Source organism: Virgibacillus salexigens, assembly GCF_000723585.1.
In the GTDB taxonomy this organism is placed as follows: domain Bacteria; phylum Bacillota; class Bacilli; order Bacillales; family Amphibacillaceae; genus Virgibacillus; species Virgibacillus salexigens.
The window spans coordinates 326100-349632 of the sequence record NZ_CCDP010000003.1; the positions used below are offsets into that span (position 1 = coordinate 326100).

The following is a 23533-nucleotide window of genomic DNA, read 5'->3' on the forward strand; positions in this document are numbered from 1 at the left end:
GTAATGCCTTTCAATATTATAACATTAAAAAGCGTACTTGACGATATTACAAATACGCTTTTCTTTATAAATTATAAGGAATTATCTATTGCTGTTACAACATGTAGTAGGCTAGTTCACAACTGTTGCAACTTCATATTCTGTAAAATTTGCATCCCCAGTTTCTAATGGTTGTTTATAGCTATCATGTATTTTAGAACGATGTACACGATATCCTCCTAAGTTTTCTTTTAGTTTTGGAATCTGCACGATCATGAACATCATTCAAAATAAAAGGGTTTCAATCTTCGTTTTTCGATGATTGAAACCCTTTACTCGCATCAATTTAAATTAGTAGCATTACTCCCGCTGCAATTGCGTCGCCAATTGGAACATAGTATGTTTTTGAAACACCCATATTGTCAAGTGACTGTTGAATAATTCCACTTAAACGTTTTTGTGAATAATCTTCTAAGTCACTAATTTTTTTCTGAGCATCGTCAATTCCATCAGCGATTTTATCACTGTTTTTAGAGAGATATCTTGCTTGGTCTGCATCAAGGAACTTTACGATTTTTGATAGTCCAGAACCACCATATCTAACTGCAAGTTCAGCAATTTGCATTGCACCTTTAATTATCCAACCAGTTTTACCAGCAGCTTCAACTTCTCCATCATCAACATTTGAAGGCTCATCCTGTATGTAATTATCAGATACAACCGGCTCCTTCATATTATTGGATTTTTCAGCAGCGAAACTTGCGCTTGGTACTAGAAAAGAAACCAGTAGCATAAGCGCCATGAAACTAATAAACGATTTCCTTAACATAATTCCCTCTCCCTTTTTTGGTAATTTTTTACTATAAGCAATTATAGAATACTAAATGTCTAATACTTTGTAAATAGTTTCATAGTAAAATATTTACTTTTTTAATTACTGAACTTGATAGCCTTTTGAACATCAATTAAGCCTTTTCCATATAAATGAGGATTTCCTAACGGCTTTGTTGACTTAACTAGTATCTTCCTTATTTCTTCAATATTCAATTTTGGATTATTCTGTAGCACTAAAGCAGCTACACCGCTAACATGAGGAGCAGACATGGATGTGCCATTCGCTAAGAAATATAATCCACTTTGGACTGTAGTATAAACTAGTTCACCAGGAGCAGATATATCAATTCGCTTCCCAGTGCTAGAATGGACGTATCTTTCACCATTTTTATTTATTGCTGCTACTGAAATAACCTCATCATAAGCAGCCGGGTAAGTAACAGTATCGTCCTTTTTAGTACCTCCCATGTTACCTGAGGATGCTACGAGCAGGATATCATTCTCGTTTGCTTTTTTAATGGCTTTTCTAAGAATATCTGTTTCCACATTTGTTTGTAGACTGAAGTTTACTATATTCATTTTATTTTCAATTGCCCACTCTATTCCTGTTACGACATCACTTATAAGACCTTTTCCATCATTCTTTAAAACTTTGATAGAATAGAGATCCGCATCTGATGCAACTCCTAGTAGTCCATAAGAATTATCCAAGGCCCCTATAATTCCTGCTACTTTAGTACCGTGGCCATAACCATCAAAGTAGTTCTCGCTATTATCCAATATATTTATTCCACCACTTACTTTTAAATCTTTATGTGGATTAATACCAGAATCTATAATTCCAACCCTAATTCCTTTTCCGCTTATTCCAAGTTGATGGGCAGCTGTAGAACCAATATAATCTATGTTCCATGGCACTAATTGTTCTTGCGGGTCAATATCAATTGAGCCCCAATCAATATCTTCATAACCACTAATTTCCACCTCTACATTAGGTTCAACACTAACAACTTCATCTGCTTCCTCAATTACTTCTACACTACCTTTGGGTAATTCTACTAATAGTGATGGTGATATGGTGTATTCTTTAATTATTTCACCATTATGGTCTGTAATAATACCTTCATTCACCTCTGTTTTAAAAGTAACGAAATATTGGTCTCCTTCACCATCTACAGCTGCATCGACTTCTTGGAAATTTACGACCAAAAATAGAATAGATAGAAAGACTGAAATTATAATTCTTTTGTTCATCTAATTACATTCCCTTCCAAAAATATGGTAAAATATAGTATATCACATCGCAAAATAGTGTGGTGCTGGACTTGTGACATATTTATATAATTTACAGGAGGATTTGTATATGTTTGAAAAGAAGTTAGCTGATGAAGAATCTGTAAATCATTATGACAATGTACTCAACTGTGTAAATGAAATGAAAGAGGAAGAAGCTAAAGCATTCTTGAAACAAGTTTATGCAAGGATTGATATTGCTCTAAATGGTAACGGAGAATATGATAGCCAAAAGTTCTTAAAAGATTTGGATGGTAAGTTCAAAGAACTTGTAGAAGTTACAAAAAAGGAAAAAGAAAAGAAGAAAGAAAAAAATCAAGCCGAGTAATATGTTTGGCCCGAGATTACAGCTTGATGAAAAGCCATAAATGCTTGTATAGTAAGGTTGCCATGAATAGGCAACCTTTTACTTTAATTTAATGAAGCAAGCATTGAATCAATCCTTTAAGCATGACCAGTTACACCCTTTTTTCTTTGTATATGATCCTCCCGGTTTCCTAGTATTTTTATAGCAGCTGTTTCTGCATATTCCATATAATTAAATAGCCATTTTTCCATAGATATGTTTTCATTATAAATCTCATGTAAATCTAAAACCTTTTGTAATCCAGCTTCTATTTTTTTATCTTCAGCTGTCATTGCAACGCCATTAACTTGTTTTGAAATCAAACGAATGAATGCAAACAAAACAAATTCTACAGCAGATACTCCTTTACTTAGATTTATTTTTTCTTCTGCAATTTCAAACAAGATTCTATTGACTTCATTTTGTTGTGTTAAATTTAACTGCTCATAATTGTTTTTATTAATTTCTCCTGATAGAATCCTATCTTCAAGCTGTTGCATCTTTTTGTCGTCATCTGAAATAAGACTAATTCTTTCTCTTGTCATTTTCATCCCTCCTTATGACCATGTAATAGCGTAGCTTGATAATTTAGCTCCTTTTGGTATTTCCACTTTTAAACAAAGCTTGTTATCAATTTGGTCTGAATCAGAAAAGTAGAATAGTGTGTTAGGTTTAATTTTTTCCCACGTCTCCCCTCCATTTCGAGAGATATAATATTTTATCTTTGTTGAAATTGAATCAACAATAAATTCTATTTCCGAGAGTATTATTCCCCAACTTCCATTCCGTGTTAATTCAAATCGAACAAATCTATTACTTAGCAACAATTCATATTCACGCATTGTTTCATATGGTGTGTTATCATCATGAGTGTTCGTCACCCATGGAACAACTTCTTCATAATTAATATCATCATCTGAAACAAGTATCCTATAATTGGAAGAAGCATCATTTCTTGCTCTTGGATATACCCTAATAGTTTCAATAACTGGATTTCCGATTGACTGAAAATCAAATATTAGTGATTGACTGCCTTTTGAATCTGCTAACCAATAACTGTGTGGATCAGAATGAAATATACTACCATCCGATATACTTATCGTACCATTAAATAAATGACTTAAAGCGTAGTATTCAGGATGATCTTTATATTCATATTTTTTAGCAGAAGATTTTACTGTCACTCCATTGGGTGCAATATATTTAAAGCTATTATCCTCCCCATTGCTTAAGTCTAAAATACTTGGAGGTTCTGGTTCTATTGCATCAATTGATAAAACTGCCTTATCTATATGTGCATCTGTTTCTTCTATGGTTGTAACAATTGTTGCGAAATTATCTTCTTGATTATCTTCAGTTGTAACGGTACCTAGATTTGTATCATGTTTGTAGTGTTTGCTCTTTACAGAGTCAATTCCACTTAAATCTAGTAAATCATCAAAGATCATATTATGCATATGATACTTTTTACTTTGAGCAATTGCATTTAATTTAGCATTAGCTTTCATTATATTTACAGCATTATTAATAATTAATTTATCAGCTTGTCTTGTTACGTTTTGGATAGATTTATCGATTTTATCTATTCGTTCTTTCATAGTTAAGAAAGATCCTGTAATTCCTTCTCCTAATATTTCATTACGAGTTACTTTTTCTTGTTTGTCTGCTTTGCTTGATGTTCCATATGAAAGAATATCCATTATAATCACCAACTATTCTCTTTTATTCTTACTAGTTATATCCAGGCATAGCTTAAACCGTGTAACTCTTGACCACTCTCAAGAATTATTTTTACTCTTAATTCACTTCCTTCTGGTTGATTTGATAAATAAGTAAGTTCATCTTCTTTAGTTTCAACCCAATTAAGTCCATTATTTCTTGAAACAAGAATAGCTTGCTTTTGGAATTCATGCTTATACAGTAGTTTAATACGATCTATGTTAGGTGTTCCTAAGTTATTCTCTCCACTTTTCAGAATGACTTTTAACCGTACATAACGACATTTTTCCGTTTCAGATTTACCTCCAGAATCAACTATTTTGTATTCTGAATAGTTGATTCCATCTAATGAAGTGGATATCAATAAATCAATTTTACTAGAAGAGTTTTTATAACCATAAAATTGCAACTCTGCAATAGTAGGGAAGTCTATTCTTTCAGCATCTAACACATAAACTCTGTATGCCTTATAACTTTTAGAATTATTTAAAGTAAAATATCTTGTTTCTCCACCAAACCAGTTTTCTTCATTGTGGAAAGTTTGTATATCTTCCCATATTCCATCATTACCATCTGTTGTATCAAAAGAACCTTGAACTCTAAAAGCTGATGGTGTTCTTTCTGGAAACCCAGTTGCTCTAGCACTTATGGAGATTTGTTTTACTAATTGAGGATAATTAAAACAAAATCCAACGTAATTATTTAATCTTTCAGTATTCCAAAAATCCGAAACGTTATTGTTAAAAGCTCTCCATGCCATTCTTGGATAATCTCCATAGTCATAATAATCACTTGCAAAAGCAAAGCCTTCTGCTGATTCATTCTGCTCTAGCACTGGTACTAAATTATCACTATACCCTGAAAAAAGTTCAGAAATTGTACTAACTCGTCCTAGGTCAATAATATTAGATTCATAAGTTCCTTCATTGTAGTATCTATCTAGATAATTTTCTTCTATAAATTCTAATTCGGCTATTGTTGGGTAATCAGTTCTTTGTGCATCTAGAATTAGAATACGGTAAGATATATAATCTTCTTCGTTATTTAATTGATATATTCTTTTTTCCCCTATGGCCCAATTCAATTCTTCAGAGAACTGTGCTATTTCAACCCAATTGCCATCTGTTCCATTTGTAGTATCCTTAGATGCTTCTATCCTGAAAGAAGTTGGTGTTCTGGACGGTAAAGTATCGTTTCTTGCTGTTAGACTAATTTGTTTTATAACTTTTGGAGATTCAAATATATATCCTACAAAATTACCTAAGCTTGTTGTGTTCCAAAAGTCTGAAGCAACGCCATTAAAAGCTTGATAAGGATAATTGGATGCATAATAAGTACTTGCAAACACTAATCCTTCAGGTGCTGTTTCTGAAATCATCATTGGCACTGCATTTTTATAACCGTCCATTACTTGTTCACCAGTTGCTTCTAACTTAAGCTGTCCATTTAAATAGACTGTATTTGTAAAAGTACCCTTTGCTAAATCTACCTCTCTTTGCATGATACCAGGCTCACTAGTTTCTTTTGAGACCATAACCATTTCAGGAATGCCTTCTGTATCTTCTTTTATGGTGACAATTTCAGCATTATTTCCCTCTTCAGCAATTCTAATTAAATTATTGTCCTTGTCGTAGAAATAATTAATGGATAAGCTGGAGTCTATACCACTTTCATCTGCAAAATCATCTACAATTAAATCTTTTAACTTGTATCGTTGGAGATTAAGCAGTGAATTTACTTTTAAATTATATTTATTTAAGTTTATAGAAGTCTGTATAGACACATCTGATACACGGTTTACTAGTTCCACTCCAGGATCTTTTTCTTCTAATGCAGTTATTCGATTATCTACATTTTCATATTTATCTTTGATATCTTTATCTTGCTCAGTGCCGTTCATACCCAACTTGTCTTGTGTTAACTTAATTTCTCTCTTTGCTTTAGCAGCCTTTTGATAGCTAATTATATCCATCGTCTACCTCCTAATTGAAAGGCATTACAATTATTATACATTGTATTTAAAATAGATGGAAGGGCGATTACGCCCAACCGAATGATATAGCAGATACTTTAGAAGAAGTATTCGGTAACGAGATCTTTATTTGTAATTCTGTATTTGCCTCTAATGCAATATTTATTATAGTATCTTCTTTTATTTCTTCCCAATTATTTCCTAAGTCTATCGAATATGTCAGTATGACATCCTTTGTTCCATCAGATATTACCCATAAATAGCTCTTTGAATTTTTTATTAATTCAGGAGTTAAAATTACTTCTCCTTGACCACTATACAACTTATTAGTTTCATCGTAAGTTCCAGTTGCTTCTTCTACTTCACTTGTATCTTCGAATGTATCAATCACTAAATCATGTAATCTATATTTCTCAGATAGCATCAGTGAATTAGCTTTGAAATTTAATTTAGAAAGATTAACAACATTGGTTTCCTCTAATTCTTTCATCCTTCCTTCAATGGTCAATTCATCGTAGTTTATCTTTATAGAATCTATTACTGGTGTTTCTACTGCAACGTCTTGGACAGTCTCTTCAGTTGGAAATATAACTTCTGAAGATAAAATAGCTTTTAATTTCAAAAATCTCGCTTGAACTGGATTATCAATATCTATAGAAGCAAAATCAGTAAAAGAGATTCCGTCTTGTGAAGTAGCAACTTTTACTTCAATATTTGTAGTTTCACTTAATTGATTTGTGATATCAACTAAACTTGTCTTATTCCAACCTACTCCCAAATCAATTACAGTTGAAGTCCATGAACCTTGGGGGACATAAGTTTTAGTTTCTTCAAGTTCATAAAATTCTATTTCATTTACAGTTATTCGATTACCCTCTCTTATACTTGACCAAGTAATACGATAATATTGATATTCTTTAGGCTCCTCAATAATAAATTCTATTTCTTTTTTAGTTTCATCAGTTTCATGATAAATAGTCTCATAGACAGATTCATCATTACTTCCTTCTATTATCCATTCTTTAGGTTTGCCATATCCGCTATAGATAAACTTCATCTTTGATATGAGGTGTGGTTGGTTGAAGTTTAGTTGAAACCACCCTGGAAACCTAGTGGAAATACTTGAATTAGTACTTGTAGAGTAATTGCCATCAAACATTCTATTTTGAAAATGAAAGTATTCTAAACTTGAACTAAATGTAATGCTAAATGTCGTATCTAGATTTTTTAGTAAAAGATTATTATTTGAAGGGGCAAAAATCTTACCAATTTCTTTTAATTGCAATTTATTATCTAATGGTTCCAAATTGTTAAAAACGCCATGTTTAAAATCAATATTATAACTGTTTCCTACGAGCAATTTATCTGATTGTCCTTCAATCCAATCTAATCGATGATCCACTGTTTTAAATCGACACTCAGCTTTATTCCCGATTATCTGTTCATTAAGATAGTCTATATCCTTCAATGCATTTACAGCTTTACTTAATGATATTACATCCATATGATCACCCTCTTATTCACTAGGCTCTTCTGGGCTAATAAGAGTCTCTGTTTGAATTCCAGTTATATCTCCATTTGTATAGGAGTATGTTTTTGTTACTTGCACATTTTTTCCATTTCCATTACTGAATGTTTTTACTGAATTGATAAGTTCTCCACTTCCATCATCCTTGTAATTATAGGTAACTGTAAAAACCCGATCTCCTGAAGATTCGTGTTTAATTACATTTCCATTCTCATAAGTAAATACTTCACTGTAATTACCTGTTTCTAACTCATCTTCAAGTTCAGCTACCCTTTGGGATATTGGCTTTCCACTATCTAAATAAGCTTGTTTTAAATCGCTAATAACTTCAGCCTCTGCATTACCCATCATTGATGTATCAATATTTAATAACTTTTCACTTAAAGTAATAGCGTCACCTTGGATAACTTTCAGTTGATTAATTAATGTTTGTAAAGTAACATCTAAATCCTTTTGCAGTATTTTTGTAGGGCGACTCATGTTTCAAACCTCCAATTAATTTAATTATAGAATCTCGATTAACCGTGGTCGAATCCGTTCTTCTTCAGAAATCACATGATTAGTTAGAAGTGCTGGTGTATCATTCAAATAAAAGTACTTAACCTTAAAATCTACAATATTGTCGTCCAAATTCATTACTTTTTGAACAAAATCATTATAAATAAAGTCTTGATCTATTGAAAAGTTACCAAAATAATTATTCAACTCACTCTTTACATTTAGGCGTATGCCTTCACTATCTCTTGTGCCTTCTTTCAATATAAGCTGTAGTTCTATCTCTAAATAGATTTCATCAGGTAGGATTACATAAGGCTTCACTCCAAAGGCTTTTACTTGCTGCAAAACACTTTCCATGTTCTGTTTAACTGTTTCTGAGTCAAATCCATTTAAAGTAGTAAGAATAAAGCTAAATGTCCCTGTCCCATGTGTATATTCCTTCCCAAAAATAGACTGAACTCCTGGTATAGATAAACATGCGAGTCTTACAGCCTCCTCATTAGAAGAGACAGCTGCACTTACTTGTTTTGATAGCTCTATTCTATATGTGTCATCATCAATTAGCTTTTCTTCTTCGACACCTGTATCTTGATTTATGATAATTTCTGTTCGCCTCGGATAATTAAACATCTCGCCCATTAACTCTAAATGCGTTCCAATAGCCCTGCTTAAATAACCATTGTTAAGCACTTCCTCAGCAAATTCATAAAGACTCTCAAATTCTCCACTCAATGATTCTGTTATAGATCGTGCAATACTTCCTGCATTAAAATTGGTAATAGGCGTATTTGTGACAATAACATCCAGAGCATCTTTAATAATCTCTTCTTTACTTCTTTTAACTAGCATGAAACACACCTCTCTTTCTAAATAGTTTGCGGTGATTTAACAATAATAGGATCATCGGCATCACTATCTACAACTGTGTAAAAATCAATTTGATCAATACTTGTAGGAACAGCTTTCACAGTAATGTCCTCTCTCATGAAACGACCATCATAAGTTAATGTCTCATGTATAGATTCTTCTCCACGTATTCCTGTTGCTTTTGTATTAGGCTCTCCTTCTAACAACTCCATATCTGCTCCTATATTCTCGTGAGATCGCCAATCCCCTTTTTGAGTTCTTATTCTATTCATTGCATCTTGTTCCGCAGATTCATAATTCGTTGTTAATCCCAAATCAACTCCACCCGCATTGTCAGGTTCTCCTAATATAAGATCTCCTTCAATAACGGCATATATCTGATATTCATATAGATTATCTACAGGAGGTTTGCTATCTTGGTAATGCATTACATTTTGATCTAATGTAACAACTAACTCCCATCCTTCCACAGATACATCTTTACGATAAATTGCATATCCACCAATTTCATTTTGTAACTCCCATGTAAGGTAATATCCCGCATCGTTGGGGGTAATATCAATAAAGTCCATTTTTTCTTTTCCGTAAAAGGACATATCAATTTCTTTATATTTCCCCATATACCTATTCACCATCTTCCGTTAGTTTGTCTAACACCGTTTTATACTCACCCTGTATAAAGTTTAGCTTTTGATTGTAACTAATCTCTTCTTTTTTCTGATAAAACATCTTAAGATTCGGCGCAAAAATAGAAAAGCTTTGGGTTTTTGGATCCATCCTAAAACCTAATCCATAATCAGCAAAAGCTTCTACTCTCCCATCTTCTCTAGCTAATACTCCTGTCCCACTTGTAGGATTAATTAATCCAATATCTTTTCCTTTTGCTTCTGTGCTTTGAATAAATAAATTATCCACGTTATTTTCAAGTTCCATATCCATATTTAAAAGTTTTTCTTTCCATGAAGACATGACCTATTAACCCCCCGTCATAAAACTAAATACATTAGCTACCGCAAATTTGAAGGTATTTGAAGCAACTTCCCATTGTGTCGGTTCTCGATAGAAACCAGTTATTACAGGTTGTGAGCTATCTCCATCTATAAATTGAACCCAAACCCGATCACCTTTAACTAAACCATTAGAGATAATTCCCTGCGAGTAAACCATACAAGGAACTCTTTTGAGTACTTGGTCTTTTTTCCCCATATTCACTTTTATATCTGCTGTATGTCGTTCTGTATCTTTTACTGGATTAGTTAACCCGTGCTCATCACACGTACATTGTAGTGATTCAGGATGATACCTTAAAACATGACCGATGAGGCCAGAAGTCTTTCGTTCTAAAGAACGACCGGCCGCATCCTTTGCAATAGTTGTTTTTATTTCACTCATAGTCAACCCCCTCTATGCTTTTTTAGGAAATGATAAATGTAGATGGTTATGGTGGTTTCCTGGTTCATAAATGAATTGTATCTTAGGATACTTTTTCTTCATTTGCTGAATGATGAACCAGTCCCCGAAAATGATGCCATCAAATCCTGCTTTCACACAGCTTTCCACCAATTTAATTGCATTGGTTTTATCTTTACCTGAAGGAAATCCTAATTTACCTCCTGATAATCTTCTCATTGTGTTTGGTGTATCAATATCGACTCCATATCCTGTTCCATGCCAGTTGGGATCATTAGCACGGTAAGCACTTGTTACTACAATCTTCTCCCCTGTTTTAGACTTATAATCTTTGGCAACAGCATTCAGTAAGTCGTAAGTTCCTTTTCTCATAAGACTAGTTCCACCAACAATTGTAATATTAAAGGATCTACCAGTTTGATTCTTAGACTCAACAAGCTTTGATCTAGCTTGACTTGAACTTAAATGGTATTTGTCTTTACCTTTTGAACCAGTTACATCTGGAGCATCATCAGTACCCCCTTTTGGATACTCATAATAACGCATAATGTGTTCAACATACTTCTTATCTCCATATCGGTTCCAACCTAATTCTGCTGCTTTCTTATCAGAGAATTTATTTGTTAATTCCTGTGTCCACTTACCGCCATTATTATTAACATAGTCGATGAACCCACCGCCAAAATTATATGATTGTAACGCTAAAGCTACATCCCCATTTGCCTTATTCATCATTTGCCCAAAGTATTTTACCCCTTGTTGTAAGCTTCTTTCTAACCCTATAGAATTTCGAGGTAAGCCTAGACTCTCAGAAGCTTGAAATACATCAGGGTATCGATTATAATTCCCTCCAGTTTCTTGCATACATTTGGCTTTTAGTATTTCTGCGTACTCTGGTTTTCCTTGTTTCTTGGCTTCTGCCTCTATTTTTGGTCCTAACGTTTTAAAGTGGGAAGATAGATTAACAGCTTTTCCATTTAAAGGGATACTAGAGGAACCATCCCATTGTTCACTATCAGAATTATCTCTTGTAAATAAATCAAAGAGATTAGAGAGAATGCTATCTGCTTCTTTCAACTTTTGCTCCAAGTGACTATAATCTGGCCTGTTGTTTTCTGCCCGTCGATTTTCTAAGAACTCCGCTCTCCCACTTATTTCTTCTTTTGCTGCTTCTACATCACGTTTGTAATACTCTTCAATTTTGCCATTGTCTTCATAGGTGTTAGGTCTATCAAAGATACTTTTTATTAATTCATCTGTTGTAAAAGTTTTCTCTGAAGTTGTAGGAGATGTAGCAAAAGATTGAATTTGACCGGGTAATTCTCCATTGACTGTTCGATCTTCCACACCTATAAGTCCAAGCAAAAAGTCTGGGATACCGTCAAATACCTTGTTTGCTTCTTTGGGCTCCCCTACTACTGATCCTTTGTTTCCATTTATACCAGCAGTAAAATTAACTCCTTCTTTCTTTAACGGAACAATTAGAACAGCTTGTCGGTTCATTAGAAACCTCTCAGTTAATTCCCCAACTGTGGAAGATATCACACCAACTGCTGCTGTTTCTATAGCAAATGTAATAATCCCCGCTGGCCCTAATAAAGCATGTTTTCCTTTCCATAATCCTTTTGCTACACCAGCTAGTTGTTTTCCACCTTTTAGAAGTCCAGAAGTACCTTTTGCCCCCTTCAACATTGCAGAACTAGCTTTTCCTTTGATATTAGCCATCTTTCTAGAATCAAAATCTCTCAATAGTTTAGATTGACTAAACAAATTTCCCCCTTTATTGAACACTTTCTCTATATCTTTCTCATTTAAACCATCTAATGATTTGGTCAATGAATTGAATAATCCGTTAGCTTTCCAACGTTTTAAGTCAGCTTGAATGTCAGCTTTCGGTAAATTAGATACAGACTTTTTAACAGTTTCGGTTGCTTTTCCAGCATTCTTCTTATAATAATCTTCCGCTTTACTTACACCTTTAAAGCTTCTGACCTTTTGTTGCATCTTCCCTGCCCGCTTGGCTGTACTTGACCATAATGCATTTAGAATAGGTAAAGACCCTGTATATCCTCTACTTGCAAGAATTGCTCTAATATGCATTCTAGCCATTGCATATGCTCCAATGGTTGTCGCCCGCATGAGTAAATCAAAAATCGATTTATCCGCATTGAAGCAGACTGCATCAGGTTTAATCATACTGATAAAACCTACATCATGGTTCATAATATGAATGGATTCTTTAACATCTGCAGGACCGCTCATATTTGAATAATAATCTTGTATAATCATTGTGTCGTAAGGTTTTACAGTAGGATCGCCCATCACCGTGAGATATCCATCGTACATATCTTTTACATAATCTCGTAGACCAGCTGCAGTAATTTTTAATGCAACACCTTCATCGAAGAACCATTTAGCTGGTTTATTTAACGCATCTCCTATAAAAGGTATCTTGTCTATTGCCCAAACACCTTTAGCATTTAAAGTCGTGTCTATATTTACTGTCTTCTGCTTTTCTGGCCATATGTCTGTATCTACATAAACAGGAGAAGTTGTGGAAATTTTACCTTCATTCATGTATGTTCCAACTGCTACAGTATACATATTTTCTTCAGTTGCTTTTATCTGATTGTGAATAATCGAAGTATAGCTGTCGTAAATATGCATCTGTTTAAAGGATTTTTTTAAGGTTCCTTTAATCGATTCACCTTCAAGATCTATATCATAATCATGACTTATAGGGAAATATGGCTTTCCAAGAAATATTGTATTTCTAAGGCCGAATGGGTGAACTGCAGTAATCATGTCTTGACCAACAGCTGCTGTAATATTAAGTACATCCCATACTGTTTTATCGAATAAGTTAATGTTTATATTTACTTCATCTGAATCACCCATACCAAGCCCATCTTGAATTTTTCTATACCATTTATCTTGCTCAGCATTTAATAATCCTGTTGTTTGATAAACATTCATATTAATTTCTGCTGTTTCCCTGCCTTCCATAACCCCTAGGCTAAATAAGTCTTGAAAATCTTGAACCCCTTGAGGTAAACCAGTTTCACCAAAATGCATAATTCCTAATGCATGATCTTGATATTCTCTATTGCTCAAAGATGCGGATATATTTGACCAGAAACCTTTCGAATCTGTAAGTAACTCATCTACAATTTCAGTAGGTTCTTTTTTAGAACTCAAAAATCCACTTGTATCATCTTCAGGATCTATATCCATCATTGCATTTAATTTATTCGTTAATTCGATTCCGTCATCTTGAGCAATCATTGTCATAGTTGCACCGTTATTTTGAAGACTTGTAATGGTTCCGTTCATGATTGTAGGTAAATTTGCAGCGTTTGAACCATACCCCATGCGCATATGAACTCTTACACCAGTTCTTAAATAAATACTTTTATAATAATTTGGATCTCTGTGTCTACTGCGTTCCGTTTCCTTAGCAACTGCCCCAGGCATCATAGCTGCCAAGAATAAGTCTCCAAAGCTAGAGTGTGTAATGTCTTGCGCTTTCTCGTGATCGTCTAATGATCCAAACACGTTGCTTAATTCACACACTAAGGTGCTAGAAGCTTGTTTTCTACTGTTATTGTAGGTAATATCAGTAACCGCTCTATAATGAAAATACTGATCTGACATTTTAGCAGTACCTATAAACTGACCTTCATCTATAAATGTCATGAAAAATGTTGGGAAAGCACGTACTAATCTACCCCTTCGATCATGCTTTAACATATCCGTCATCATACTTGCTTCAGATATTTTACTTCCGTTATCCGCATAGGATTCCTCATCAGATCTAGATAACTGATCAATAACTGTTTTATCATAATCATCTACGATTACAGCTTTATAATCTTTAATAGGTAATTTATCATACTTTGATTGAATAGTTTCGTAATCCCATGATTCCGTGTTATCCAAAGTGTTTATCATGTTATTAATTTGATTTACTAGACGCTTATTTGGAGCTTTATTATTTTTTAACAAAGCAGTTAGTTCCCGTTTAAAGTCTAGGTAAAGTAACACCGTACAAATAAACTGTACTTTCTCTGCGTCTTCAGCTGATGAAGGAGACAAATCAAATAGATCGTATACACGGTCAATGTTGTATTCCCCATCGTTCATAATCGCCTCTGATGATCCCCAGTAGTAAGAGAAATAACGCATCCCTAAATCTACGTTGTACTCTATACTGTTGCGTATGTGTTTCTTTTGATCTGACTCCCCATATTTACCCCTAACTCTCATTACTCCTATATACTTAGGGTTGGATTGATATTTATAATTCAGGTTTTCATCTTGCATAATAACCTGTCCTTTACTTCCTACTTTGACACCATCTAGTTCTTGATTTAAACCGGCATTATAAAAATGTCTCATATTTGGATCAAACGATTGAACAAATGCTGTAGGATACTTTCCCTTTATGCCATACACAGAAGCAGACTTTCTGATCAACGCTTCCATGTTATCCTTGGTTAAATTATCGTTATCAACTTCTTTAGAAATATCTGCACTTGGTGATATATTAGGCATCTTTTCTTCAGAAAGACTCTTTGTTTCATCCCTCTTTTGAGTAGCAACTTCGTCTAAGGAATAACCACTATCATCTAAAGTAGCAGTTCCTCCAGTAGCATCGTATAAATCAATCTGACCTGCGCCTTCTAAAACAGATCTATTTAATATCTGTGCAAAGTCTCTTTCGGTATCATAGTTTATAAAGAAGTCAGGGTCTACAAAGAGTCCATCATTTGTGTTAATTACACTAAATCCAGCTTGCTGCACTTCATCATATGTGGGTAATTCTAAATCTGGATATAATTCCGCTGCTTTGAAAGTTTCAAGAACCCATGCATTATAAATTGCTTGATCATTAGCATCATTACTCACCCCTACTGCATTTTTAATCTTCTTAAAACCACTAGTAATATTTTTGATAAATGGTGGAATGCCATTCACTAAATCAATATCCCAGTTTAAATCTAATGTCATTGCATTTATTTCATGCATTTTCTTTTCTGCTCGATTGTATGCCATTAATGTAAGATTAACATCATATACACCAGGCATCCCATCAACAGTATCTACAGTCATATCATCAATAACTACATTTGTGACTCCATATAACTTTGCTATTTGATGATTGAATTGCAGAAACCCATTAGCAACTTCTTTATGATATTCACGAGTTAGATACGATGTCCGACGAACTAAGTTCTCTAAACTAGCTATAGCTTCCATATCTGTGCACTGGAAGCGTGCAACCATTACAGTATCTTGTGAACCTAAGTATTGATGAGTTGGGGACTGATGCATCTGTAATTGATTTGATGTAATCGAATTTTCGAAACTAATGCTGAAGTCTTCCAGATGCATGTTACCTAAAGACCATGATTCATAATGTAAATCATACTCATACATTGCTTTGCTATATAAATCATCATACGCCTCATTGAACTCTTCTTCCTTAGCATTATCACCAAATTTGACTCCGCCATCTTTACTTACTTTTACTTTCAGCCAATCATCAAAACTTAAGTCATTCTTATCGCTAGTCCATTCTTTTATAAGTTCTTTCTTTTGTTTATTCCACTCTCGAATTGCCTGAAGATCGTCTTCTGCTGCAATTTTAAATATATAATCATTTGTTAATTCATCTGTTAACGGTTCAAAATAAGTTAAAACACGTTCTGCATCTGCACCTTCACCTTTAGTCATTGATTTATATAAGGCAGACGCAACAGGGTCTTTAACTGTTGTTTTATTTAAATGCCTTTCATAATACCACCTGAACATTGGCCAATGAAACATTTCATCAAAACTTCTTTCACTCGTTCCATATATATAAGTAGCAGGTTCAAAAGCATAACATTGTATAATAGCTTGTAATGTATTAGGAAAACCTGGTGTTGTTTGAACAGTTACATTTTGAATTGTTATAGCTTCTATTTGATGAGCTTCGTTTAAATACGTGTTCTCAATTGGCAAGAATGGACACTTCTTACTTTGAGCTAAAATCGGTCTCAATTCAAAATTGATGGAATCTTCATTGGGAAAGAAAAGAGTTAGTGTAATTATTCGATCAAAGTATCCAGACTCCTTAGGAAGGCTATTTCTACCTCTCATCACAGATACTTTCTGATGTTTCATTTGTCTGTGTACGCTTATACTGGTTGGAGGTGTTAAAAACTGCGTATCTCCAATTCGCATAAAATGATCACCGAGATGCCCATAACGGACGTCCCGATCATCAAATGCGGTTATTGCCATAAACATAACCTCCTATATACTTTCTTCTACTTTATCTCGGTACCAAATTCTATTAAGTTGGTTTGTATTATCTGAGTAATTTATAGATATACGAGACTGCGATGGGCTCATATTAGAGTTTGTAATACCTTCATTTACAAGATGGGAAAGCTGATCTTGAGTAACAGAATTTCCTTTTGCTTGAATTTGTATGTCAGCATTTTGCGTCCCTTGAAAGGCATTACTTTCCATATTTAATGCTGGCTGTGGTTGATTTATTTCATAATGGCCATCAGTTTCAGTCGGATCATTTATCGGTTCACTGTGTCTAAGAATATTGTATCCTCCTAGTGCTCCAAGTGCAAGACCTGATCCAATAACTCCCCACCTTAATTTCTTATTTTCACTCATTGCTTCAAAGAATTCTTGAACTTTCCTCCCAATACTTTCAGATACATTCCCAGTTAGATCGTTAGCATATTCTCCTGTTGCACCCGCTAAAGTCGTAGAACGTGGTTCTCTTCTTTTTGCTTCCATTGATTCGTAAGGATTTACTCTTGAATGGACATTCCCTTCCAAATCTATATATTCTTTTGAAGCATCTACGCCTAACATCTGATGGATCATATTTAAATACGTATTCCCCATTGTACGCTGCTCATTTGGTGCAGAACCATTAATAATATCTGTAATGTTTTTCAGGCCTATTTCTGGATCTAAACCACTACTAGTTCCAAATTTATATGATTTATTATACAATCCATTCTCCATATTGCCTTTAACTTTATCTATTGCAGAGAATGCTTTTTCCATCATTTCTGTATCAAAATCGTCAGCAAAATATCTTTGCTGGATTTCCCTTGTCTTGGACCAATTGCCTCGATAAATAGAATTAACCAATTCGATGGCAGGTGCCCTTCCTTCTTCTACAGTTAAACCGTGTTTAGATGATATCGGTTTTTGCTCTAAATCTTGACCAAAATCCAAGACAGCTCGTTGTTCTGATGATCCATGATCAAGATATTCAAAGGCCATTTGTCGTAAAGTAAGATTTAAATTAGAAGCCTGACCAATTACTCGTTTACCGATCTTCGATGCAAGTTCTTCCTGAGTATTAGGTTGAAAAGGAGCAAAGCGATCTTGCCCTTTCAATATATAATTAGGATCATAACTCCTAGCTGATCTAGAATCTTTATTTATCTGCTTTTCATAAGCTTTTTGTCTTCTTGCTTCTTGCTCATTGTATCTGGATTCCCATTCTTTTTGAACCTCTTTGTCCTTCATAACTACAATATTATCATAGTCACCATCTGAATCAGCTTTCATTAAATCAGACATCCATGAAGTTGTTCGGAATTCTCCTGATTTAACATCATCACTCATTCTTAATTTTGCTATCTGCATGGCATTGCTGTGGAATGTTGGATAACGTGTGTTCATTACGAATAAGTCACCATCAATCTCCCCGGAAGCACGTTTAGCCAGATCCTCATAAACACCCATTGCTTTTGCATCGTCGGGAGATATAAATGTAAACTCCCCATCTAAATCCATCGAAACTTTAGGATCCATCAATTTAAAAAGTCCATTTCCAGAAGTATTCATCCCAGCACGTAATACTTCTTTTCCTGTTTGTCCTTTAGAAGAAGTAACATCTTTTGTAGCTTGTCTAAAATAATCATCTACCGATGCTTGAAGGCTATCCATAGCTGTGTTTCTTGCTTCTATACTTCCAGCCCGCTGTACATCGTCTGCTCGCTTATAAATATCCCCAATCTTCTTCTGTAAATCACGTAAGAAGACTTTTCCATTCGTTTCTTCTCTATTTGTAAAAGGTATAAATATATTATCAATAGCTACTCGTTCACTTGTATTTCCATTCAAATTCAAGGCTACTTTTCTACTATTCCCATTTGGAGCTTCTACACTTGGCAACTTCAACCAATACCCATGTGCATTATCTCCACCTGTTAATGCATGTATATAATCTTTGTCAAACACCGTTTTCTTGTAGGTGTTCATATCAGCATCAATACTAGGTAAAGAACGAAAGTTTTCAACTTCTAACTCGGGTGCATTGTTAAGTAATTGGTTCTGATTGTCCACCGCCCCAGTTATTGAAGCAATGATATTTTTAGTTTCTTGTAGTCTAGTTTTATTTGAAGCTTGTGACATCATCGTTTCATACACTTTATTATACGTATTATCTAATTTAAGGTCTTTTAGTACTCCCATTTCACGATGACCCCAATTTACTCCACCATGTTCGAAACCAATGTCTGTTCTAGCATATCTTTTTATCACATTGCCATTTTTATCATGCTCTAACCGTAATACTTTTCGGCCCTGCTCATCTGTCATCGTACTATAATTACTTACTTTACTTGCACGTGCTTCTAATATTGCTGTGTCAAATTCCAATTCCGTTTTATCATTAATTCCTAATGAGTTGAAGATTCGATTGAAACGTTGAGCAGGTATCGGTTTATTTCCTTCTTGGATAAACATTTGGGTTTCATCGTCCCATTTTAAGTTAACTTTGGAAGCCATTCGAATAGTTCTATCAAATTGTTTTTGTAGTTCCATTCTTTCCAATGCTCGACTGCTTGCCTTATCATTAGGGTGTGTTTCTGTATTGGCTTTAATAAGCTCGCTACTTATTTCTTGAGCGTGGTTAGCTAATAACTTAGCTTTACCAGATAGATACATACCAAAGTCTCTGTGTTTTTGTATATTAGCATTTAAAACCATACTTACAGAATCATCTCCAGTAATGGCTGACATCAAGTCCCTGCTAATTGAAACATCAGTTGCTTTTTCACCCTCTACGATATATTTAAATACATCCTCTTCCCAAGACACACCGATCCTTCCATTCTGCTGTATGACAGTAGCATCGTGTTTACCGTTGTACGTTATGGGTCTTTCATTTCCTTCTACTATTTCAGTTCCTAATGTCTGACCAGGTTTAACAGTTGCGCCTGGCTGCATATTTCGAAACAAGTTCACATTATCCGTTTCAGATAAGACTTTTTGTTCAGTAGCTCTCATTTTAGACTGAATATCACTAGCTACAAGCCCTTGCTGTTCGTATATCGTTGGGATATTTGTGTGATTCCAAGACCCATCTTCATTGATAACACCTTCTCTTTTTAATAGATCAGGATTTGTTTCCTTTATAGATTCAAGGCGTTCAAGCAGTTGCTGATCATTCATAAAAGCTGTTTTCAGATTCACTCCCATATGATTTCCACCAGCTTGTTTTCTCCACTCATTACTCCATTCTCGCTGTGCTTCTGTAGTTACAAGGTCATCAAAACGAAGAAAAGCATTTGTATCCCTTGTAGCTTCTTGTATATCACTTGCGACTTTTGGAGATATGAGATGTGCATTCATAAATTGAACGGAATTATCTCTTCCCTGGAATGTGAAATGCCCATAAGGAAGATAATCTCTAACATCTAATTTATTAAAGCTGCCTAATGCTACATTATCAGCTTTGTTTGTTCCTGCGTATAAATCTAAATTCTTCTGACTCAGCCATTCACCTGATGCCAGCAACATTTCATAAGATTTCCGAGGCTTAATATTATCAAAAGTTACGTTTTTCTTTAAATAACCATTTTCAAATGCGTTGGAGAATATGTCTTCCTGTCTTAGCTTTCCTGTTTGATACCAGTCCTGAATCATAGCATTTTCTATATCTACATTCCCTTGTTTGAAGAAATCAGATTGATTATTGTTATAATTGAAAGTATCATTATTAGTCAAGTTCCTCTGTATACCAGAAAGTTGATTTACACTCTCATTCAGAACTCTTCTTGAACGAGTATTTGCAAGTTCAGCGTTTCCGTCTAGCATTGGATTCATAATATAGTTTATTTTATCAGTATAGTTATCTGCTAATACTTCAGCCGAAGATTTAATACCGATATTTCCATTATTGTACGTCGCAAAGCTTCGAGCATTCAATCGACGATTTCCTATCGTGTGTATCCCGTTTTGACCTATCAAAGGCATATTAATTGTCACAGCATTTGGATGATTCATTCCTTGCGAAAGATGATCAATGACACTTGTACTTTGACTTGGGTTATATATAGAAATTCTTGCGTTCTTTGTATGTTCATCCATTGAAACAGCAAAATGGTATTTGTTATAAGCATCATTTTCAATTAAATTTGATACAACTTTTTCTAACGCATTTCGGTTATTTGGCTGTAGACCAGACAAATGTGTTTCATCTAACCTTGATAATGCCTTTTCTACTGTTGAACTAAAAGTAACCCGTGTACCAGGAGCATCATTTGGATTAAACCTAGTAGCATTTACCTCTTTTACAGTATTAACTGCTTCACGAAACATTAATTCATTTGTTTCATTATTCAATTGTTGAACAGCCGAGTTATAACCCAATGATGTTTGTTTAACCGATTGATCAAACTTAATATTACTATGCTGAAGAATATCTGATATCTGTACAATAGCGTTATGAACCGTGGAACTTTCATTGTTTATGTCTGTAAGATTTCCAGCAATATTATTATTTATTACCTTATTGTTATTTAAGTTCTTTATAAATCGGTTCATTCGCTCACGATATCGGTCTTCTTTCAAATCTTTATCTAAGTCTGATCCAGAGATGTCTCGTGAATAAACATAGTTTTTAATACTTTGCTCTACTGATTCAGTATTTGTCATATTTAAAGTGTGACTTGTATTAGAGAAATAGTCCGTAAAGGAAATCCTTTTTCTCTCAAAATCTTGAAGACTGATATCTTCTTGCTGCATTGGAAATGCTTCATTTACTTTATTCGAATATAATCTCCATGCCATATCACGTTGAGCTGGATCTTTTAAATTCTCACCAATATATTTTAATGCAGTTTCATATACTGGTCTTTCTGATATTAGTCTCATTCCCATACGGAAGAATTCCTCTTGTTCGACTGGATTATGAACCCAACTCTTTGAGTTTGAATCCCAAAGACTATTAAATTTTCCTTCCATTTGATTCATTAACTCTTCATGAGTTATTCGGTTACGAATAAGTTCCTGATAATTAGAACCAGAAATGTGTTTATGTTTACCTAATAATCTCTTTTCAAGAATTTCTGCGTTACCATAAAGTCTCCTTGCCGCTTCGTAGCCACCTGTTTTTCCGGAACCAGCCTTTTCCAAACTAAACATGCGCTCATATCTTCTTCTAGCACTATCTGTTAGCTTAGCATCATTAATTTCCCTTCTTTGGTTACTCGTTAAACCATCCCAGTTATAAAAACGATTTTGGACAAAGCCGGCCAGCTCATCAAATGCTTCATTTCCCTCACGCACAATAAAGCTGTGCATATCTTTTTCTTTATTATATAGTCTTAGACCATATCTCTTCATTTCATTATCAGATAGGTCCATAAGACCTTCTACTTCATAAAAGCTTTTTGCATTAATAATGGTTGTATTAAATGAGTCATTTATTGGATTATAAGATCCTGTTTCAGGGTCAAATTTAGCAGAAAATGATAGATCCCCATCTCTTTTAGCTCTAACTCCTCCAACAGCAAATAATGTTTGCCCTGTTTCCAATGACTGATTTGACCAGCTGAAACCAGGTTCATGATAATTAAATCCCGCTTGAATATTTGTTTTCGATGCATTTATTTTATTCTTGATTGTACCAATACTATGATTAATTACTCCTCCTAATCCTTCTGTTCCAATATCATGGGAAGCACTATGAGCAGATTCTAGATCAAATCCTAAGGTGCTTCTAAACTCTTGAAGTTTTGTCATACCAGTTTTTAGTGGATTACTAGAAAAATCACGACCTAATGATTTATGAAGATCAATAGGATTGCTATAAGCAGTTTGAACAACTTGATAATAGTCAAGGTGTTTTTTGGGTTGATTAACAGGGCTATTCCCTTTTATTTGACCCCAGGACTGTAAGACAGGTAAATCAAAAGAATCTCCATTGTAAGATACAAAATAATTATCTTTATTCGCATTTATAAAATCATTATAAGAAGATATAGCTTGATTAGCTTTTATACCGTATTTCTCACTTATATTAATTAGTCCTGATTCTGCATGTCTAAGTACAGATTGCATATTATCGATAACCCTAGAATTAATCATTTTCTCATCTTGAAACAGCTTATTTGCTAGTGTGTTATGAGAGAAATCAATAAGGTCATTATTCTCCAATTTAAAATTTGCGGGACTTATTCCTTTTTCTGATAATGTTGAGTATCTTGTTATATCAACCAGTGTTCGTTTTTCTGAATCAGAAAGAAGATTAAATTGATAAGGGTCGATTTTTAATCTATCCATTAACGTTACAATATTATTTTGAACATCAACAGATGGAGCAATTACTTGTGTTAGACTTTTATTAGAAGGAACAAACGTATTACCACTTCTTCTAAACCCTTGAATCGCAATTTCAGAAACACTAAAATTTTTTCTATTCATTGCATCCCCAAGTGTCTCAATATCATAAGTAAAGTATTCATTGGCTTTCGCTAATTCATTAAATTTTTGGACTTGAAGCTGCCCTGTTTTATTATAAGGTGTACTAAAGTGGCGAGATATAGATTGTCCATTTGGCCCAGCTATATCTTGATCAAATTGACTTTTATGGGAGTTATTAACCAATGATGCCATTTTAGTAACATTAGTAGCATAGTTGTCATTATACTGGTAACTCCTTTTATTAACAGGGTTAAATTGAGCCACAAGGTTATAATTGCCTTGTGGCGGAGACATATATTGTATCCCTGCATCTTCCATTTTTTTAATCAGATCTTCATTCACTAGTCTT

At 34.2% G+C, this 23533-nt stretch carries 15 protein-coding genes; 1 reads left to right on the forward strand and 14 read right to left on the reverse strand.

Translation table 11 applies throughout. The features are described from left to right. Positions 1-111: 111 nt before the first annotated feature. The 3 genes from BN990_RS22755 to BN990_RS19770 all read right to left on the reverse strand — a co-directional run bounded on the left by BN990_RS22755 (position 112) and on the right by BN990_RS19770 (position 2067). Positions 112-255 (reverse strand): hypothetical protein, encoded by a 144-nt coding sequence (locus tag BN990_RS22755; protein WP_158295261.1) that lies wholly within the window; start codon positions 253-255, stop codon positions 112-114. A 70-nt stretch (positions 256-325) separates the two neighbouring features. After that, positions 326-808 carry a hypothetical protein gene (locus BN990_RS19765; protein WP_038246629.1) on the reverse strand — a complete coding sequence of 161 codons (483 nt, stop codon included), beginning with the start codon at positions 806-808 and terminating at the stop codon, positions 326-328. A 101-nt stretch (positions 809-909) separates the two neighbouring features. Next, positions 910-2067 carry a S8 family peptidase gene (locus BN990_RS19770; protein WP_051739338.1) on the reverse strand — a complete coding sequence of 386 codons (1158 nt, stop codon included), beginning with the start codon at positions 2065-2067 and terminating at the stop codon, positions 910-912. A 109-nt stretch (positions 2068-2176) separates the two neighbouring features. Here BN990_RS19770 and BN990_RS19775 point away from each other — a divergent pair, with 109 nt between their 5' ends. Continuing rightward, entirely contained in the window at positions 2177-2434 is a 258-nt protein-coding gene (locus BN990_RS19775) for a hypothetical protein (protein ID WP_038246631.1), read from the forward strand. Between the two features lie 116 nt (positions 2435-2550). Here the strand turns inward: BN990_RS19775 and BN990_RS19780 are convergent, their stop codons facing one another. The 11 genes from BN990_RS19780 to BN990_RS19830 form a co-directional block, all read right to left on the reverse strand. Next, on the reverse strand, positions 2551-2997 hold the full coding sequence (locus BN990_RS19780) for a hypothetical protein (protein ID WP_038246633.1): 447 nt from the start codon (positions 2995-2997) through the stop codon (positions 2551-2553). A gap of 12 nt (positions 2998-3009) precedes the next feature. Further along, positions 3010-4152, reverse strand: coding sequence for a discoidin domain-containing protein (locus BN990_RS19785; protein WP_148530742.1), 1143 nt, complete (start codon positions 4150-4152; stop codon positions 3010-3012). 35 nt (positions 4153-4187) lie between these two features. After that, a complete protein-coding gene (locus BN990_RS19790; RefSeq protein ID WP_038246636.1) occupies positions 4188-6143 on the reverse strand; it encodes a hypothetical protein in 1956 nt (651 codons plus the stop codon). 67 nt (positions 6144-6210) lie between these two features. After that, positions 6211-7647: a galactose-binding domain-containing protein gene (locus tag BN990_RS21655; protein ID WP_051739340.1), complete on the reverse strand. Its 1437-nt coding sequence runs from the start codon at positions 7645-7647 to the stop codon at positions 6211-6213. 12 nt (positions 7648-7659) lie between these two features. Continuing rightward, the gene (locus BN990_RS19800) at positions 7660-8151 is read right to left on the reverse strand and encodes a hypothetical protein (RefSeq protein WP_038246637.1); all 492 of its coding nucleotides are present in this window, start codon (positions 8149-8151) and stop codon (positions 7660-7662) included. 24 nt (positions 8152-8175) lie between these two features. Then, positions 8176-9018 carry a baseplate J/gp47 family protein gene (locus BN990_RS19805; RefSeq protein WP_038246638.1) on the reverse strand — a complete coding sequence of 281 codons (843 nt, stop codon included), beginning with the start codon at positions 9016-9018 and terminating at the stop codon, positions 8176-8178. Positions 9019-9035: 17 nt separating this feature from the next. Then, positions 9036-9656 (reverse strand): hypothetical protein, encoded by a 621-nt coding sequence (locus BN990_RS23285; RefSeq protein ID WP_232620925.1) that lies wholly within the window; start codon positions 9654-9656, stop codon positions 9036-9038. Positions 9657-9660: 4 nt separating this feature from the next. Beyond that, complete coding sequence (locus BN990_RS19815) at positions 9661-10005, reverse strand: hypothetical protein (protein WP_038246639.1); 345 nt, start codon at positions 10003-10005, stop codon at positions 9661-9663. A 6-nt stretch (positions 10006-10011) separates the two neighbouring features. Further along, positions 10012-10428, reverse strand: coding sequence for a hypothetical protein (locus tag BN990_RS19820; protein ID WP_038246640.1), 417 nt, complete (start codon positions 10426-10428; stop codon positions 10012-10014). A gap of 12 nt (positions 10429-10440) precedes the next feature. Next, positions 10441-16734: a lysozyme family protein gene (locus BN990_RS19825; protein ID WP_038246641.1), complete on the reverse strand. Its 6294-nt coding sequence runs from the start codon at positions 16732-16734 to the stop codon at positions 10441-10443. 12 nt (positions 16735-16746) lie between these two features. Further along, the gene (locus tag BN990_RS19830) at positions 16747-23526 is read right to left on the reverse strand and encodes a hypothetical protein (RefSeq protein ID WP_038246642.1); all 6780 of its coding nucleotides are present in this window, start codon (positions 23524-23526) and stop codon (positions 16747-16749) included. Between the last annotated feature and the right edge of the window lie 7 nt (positions 23527-23533).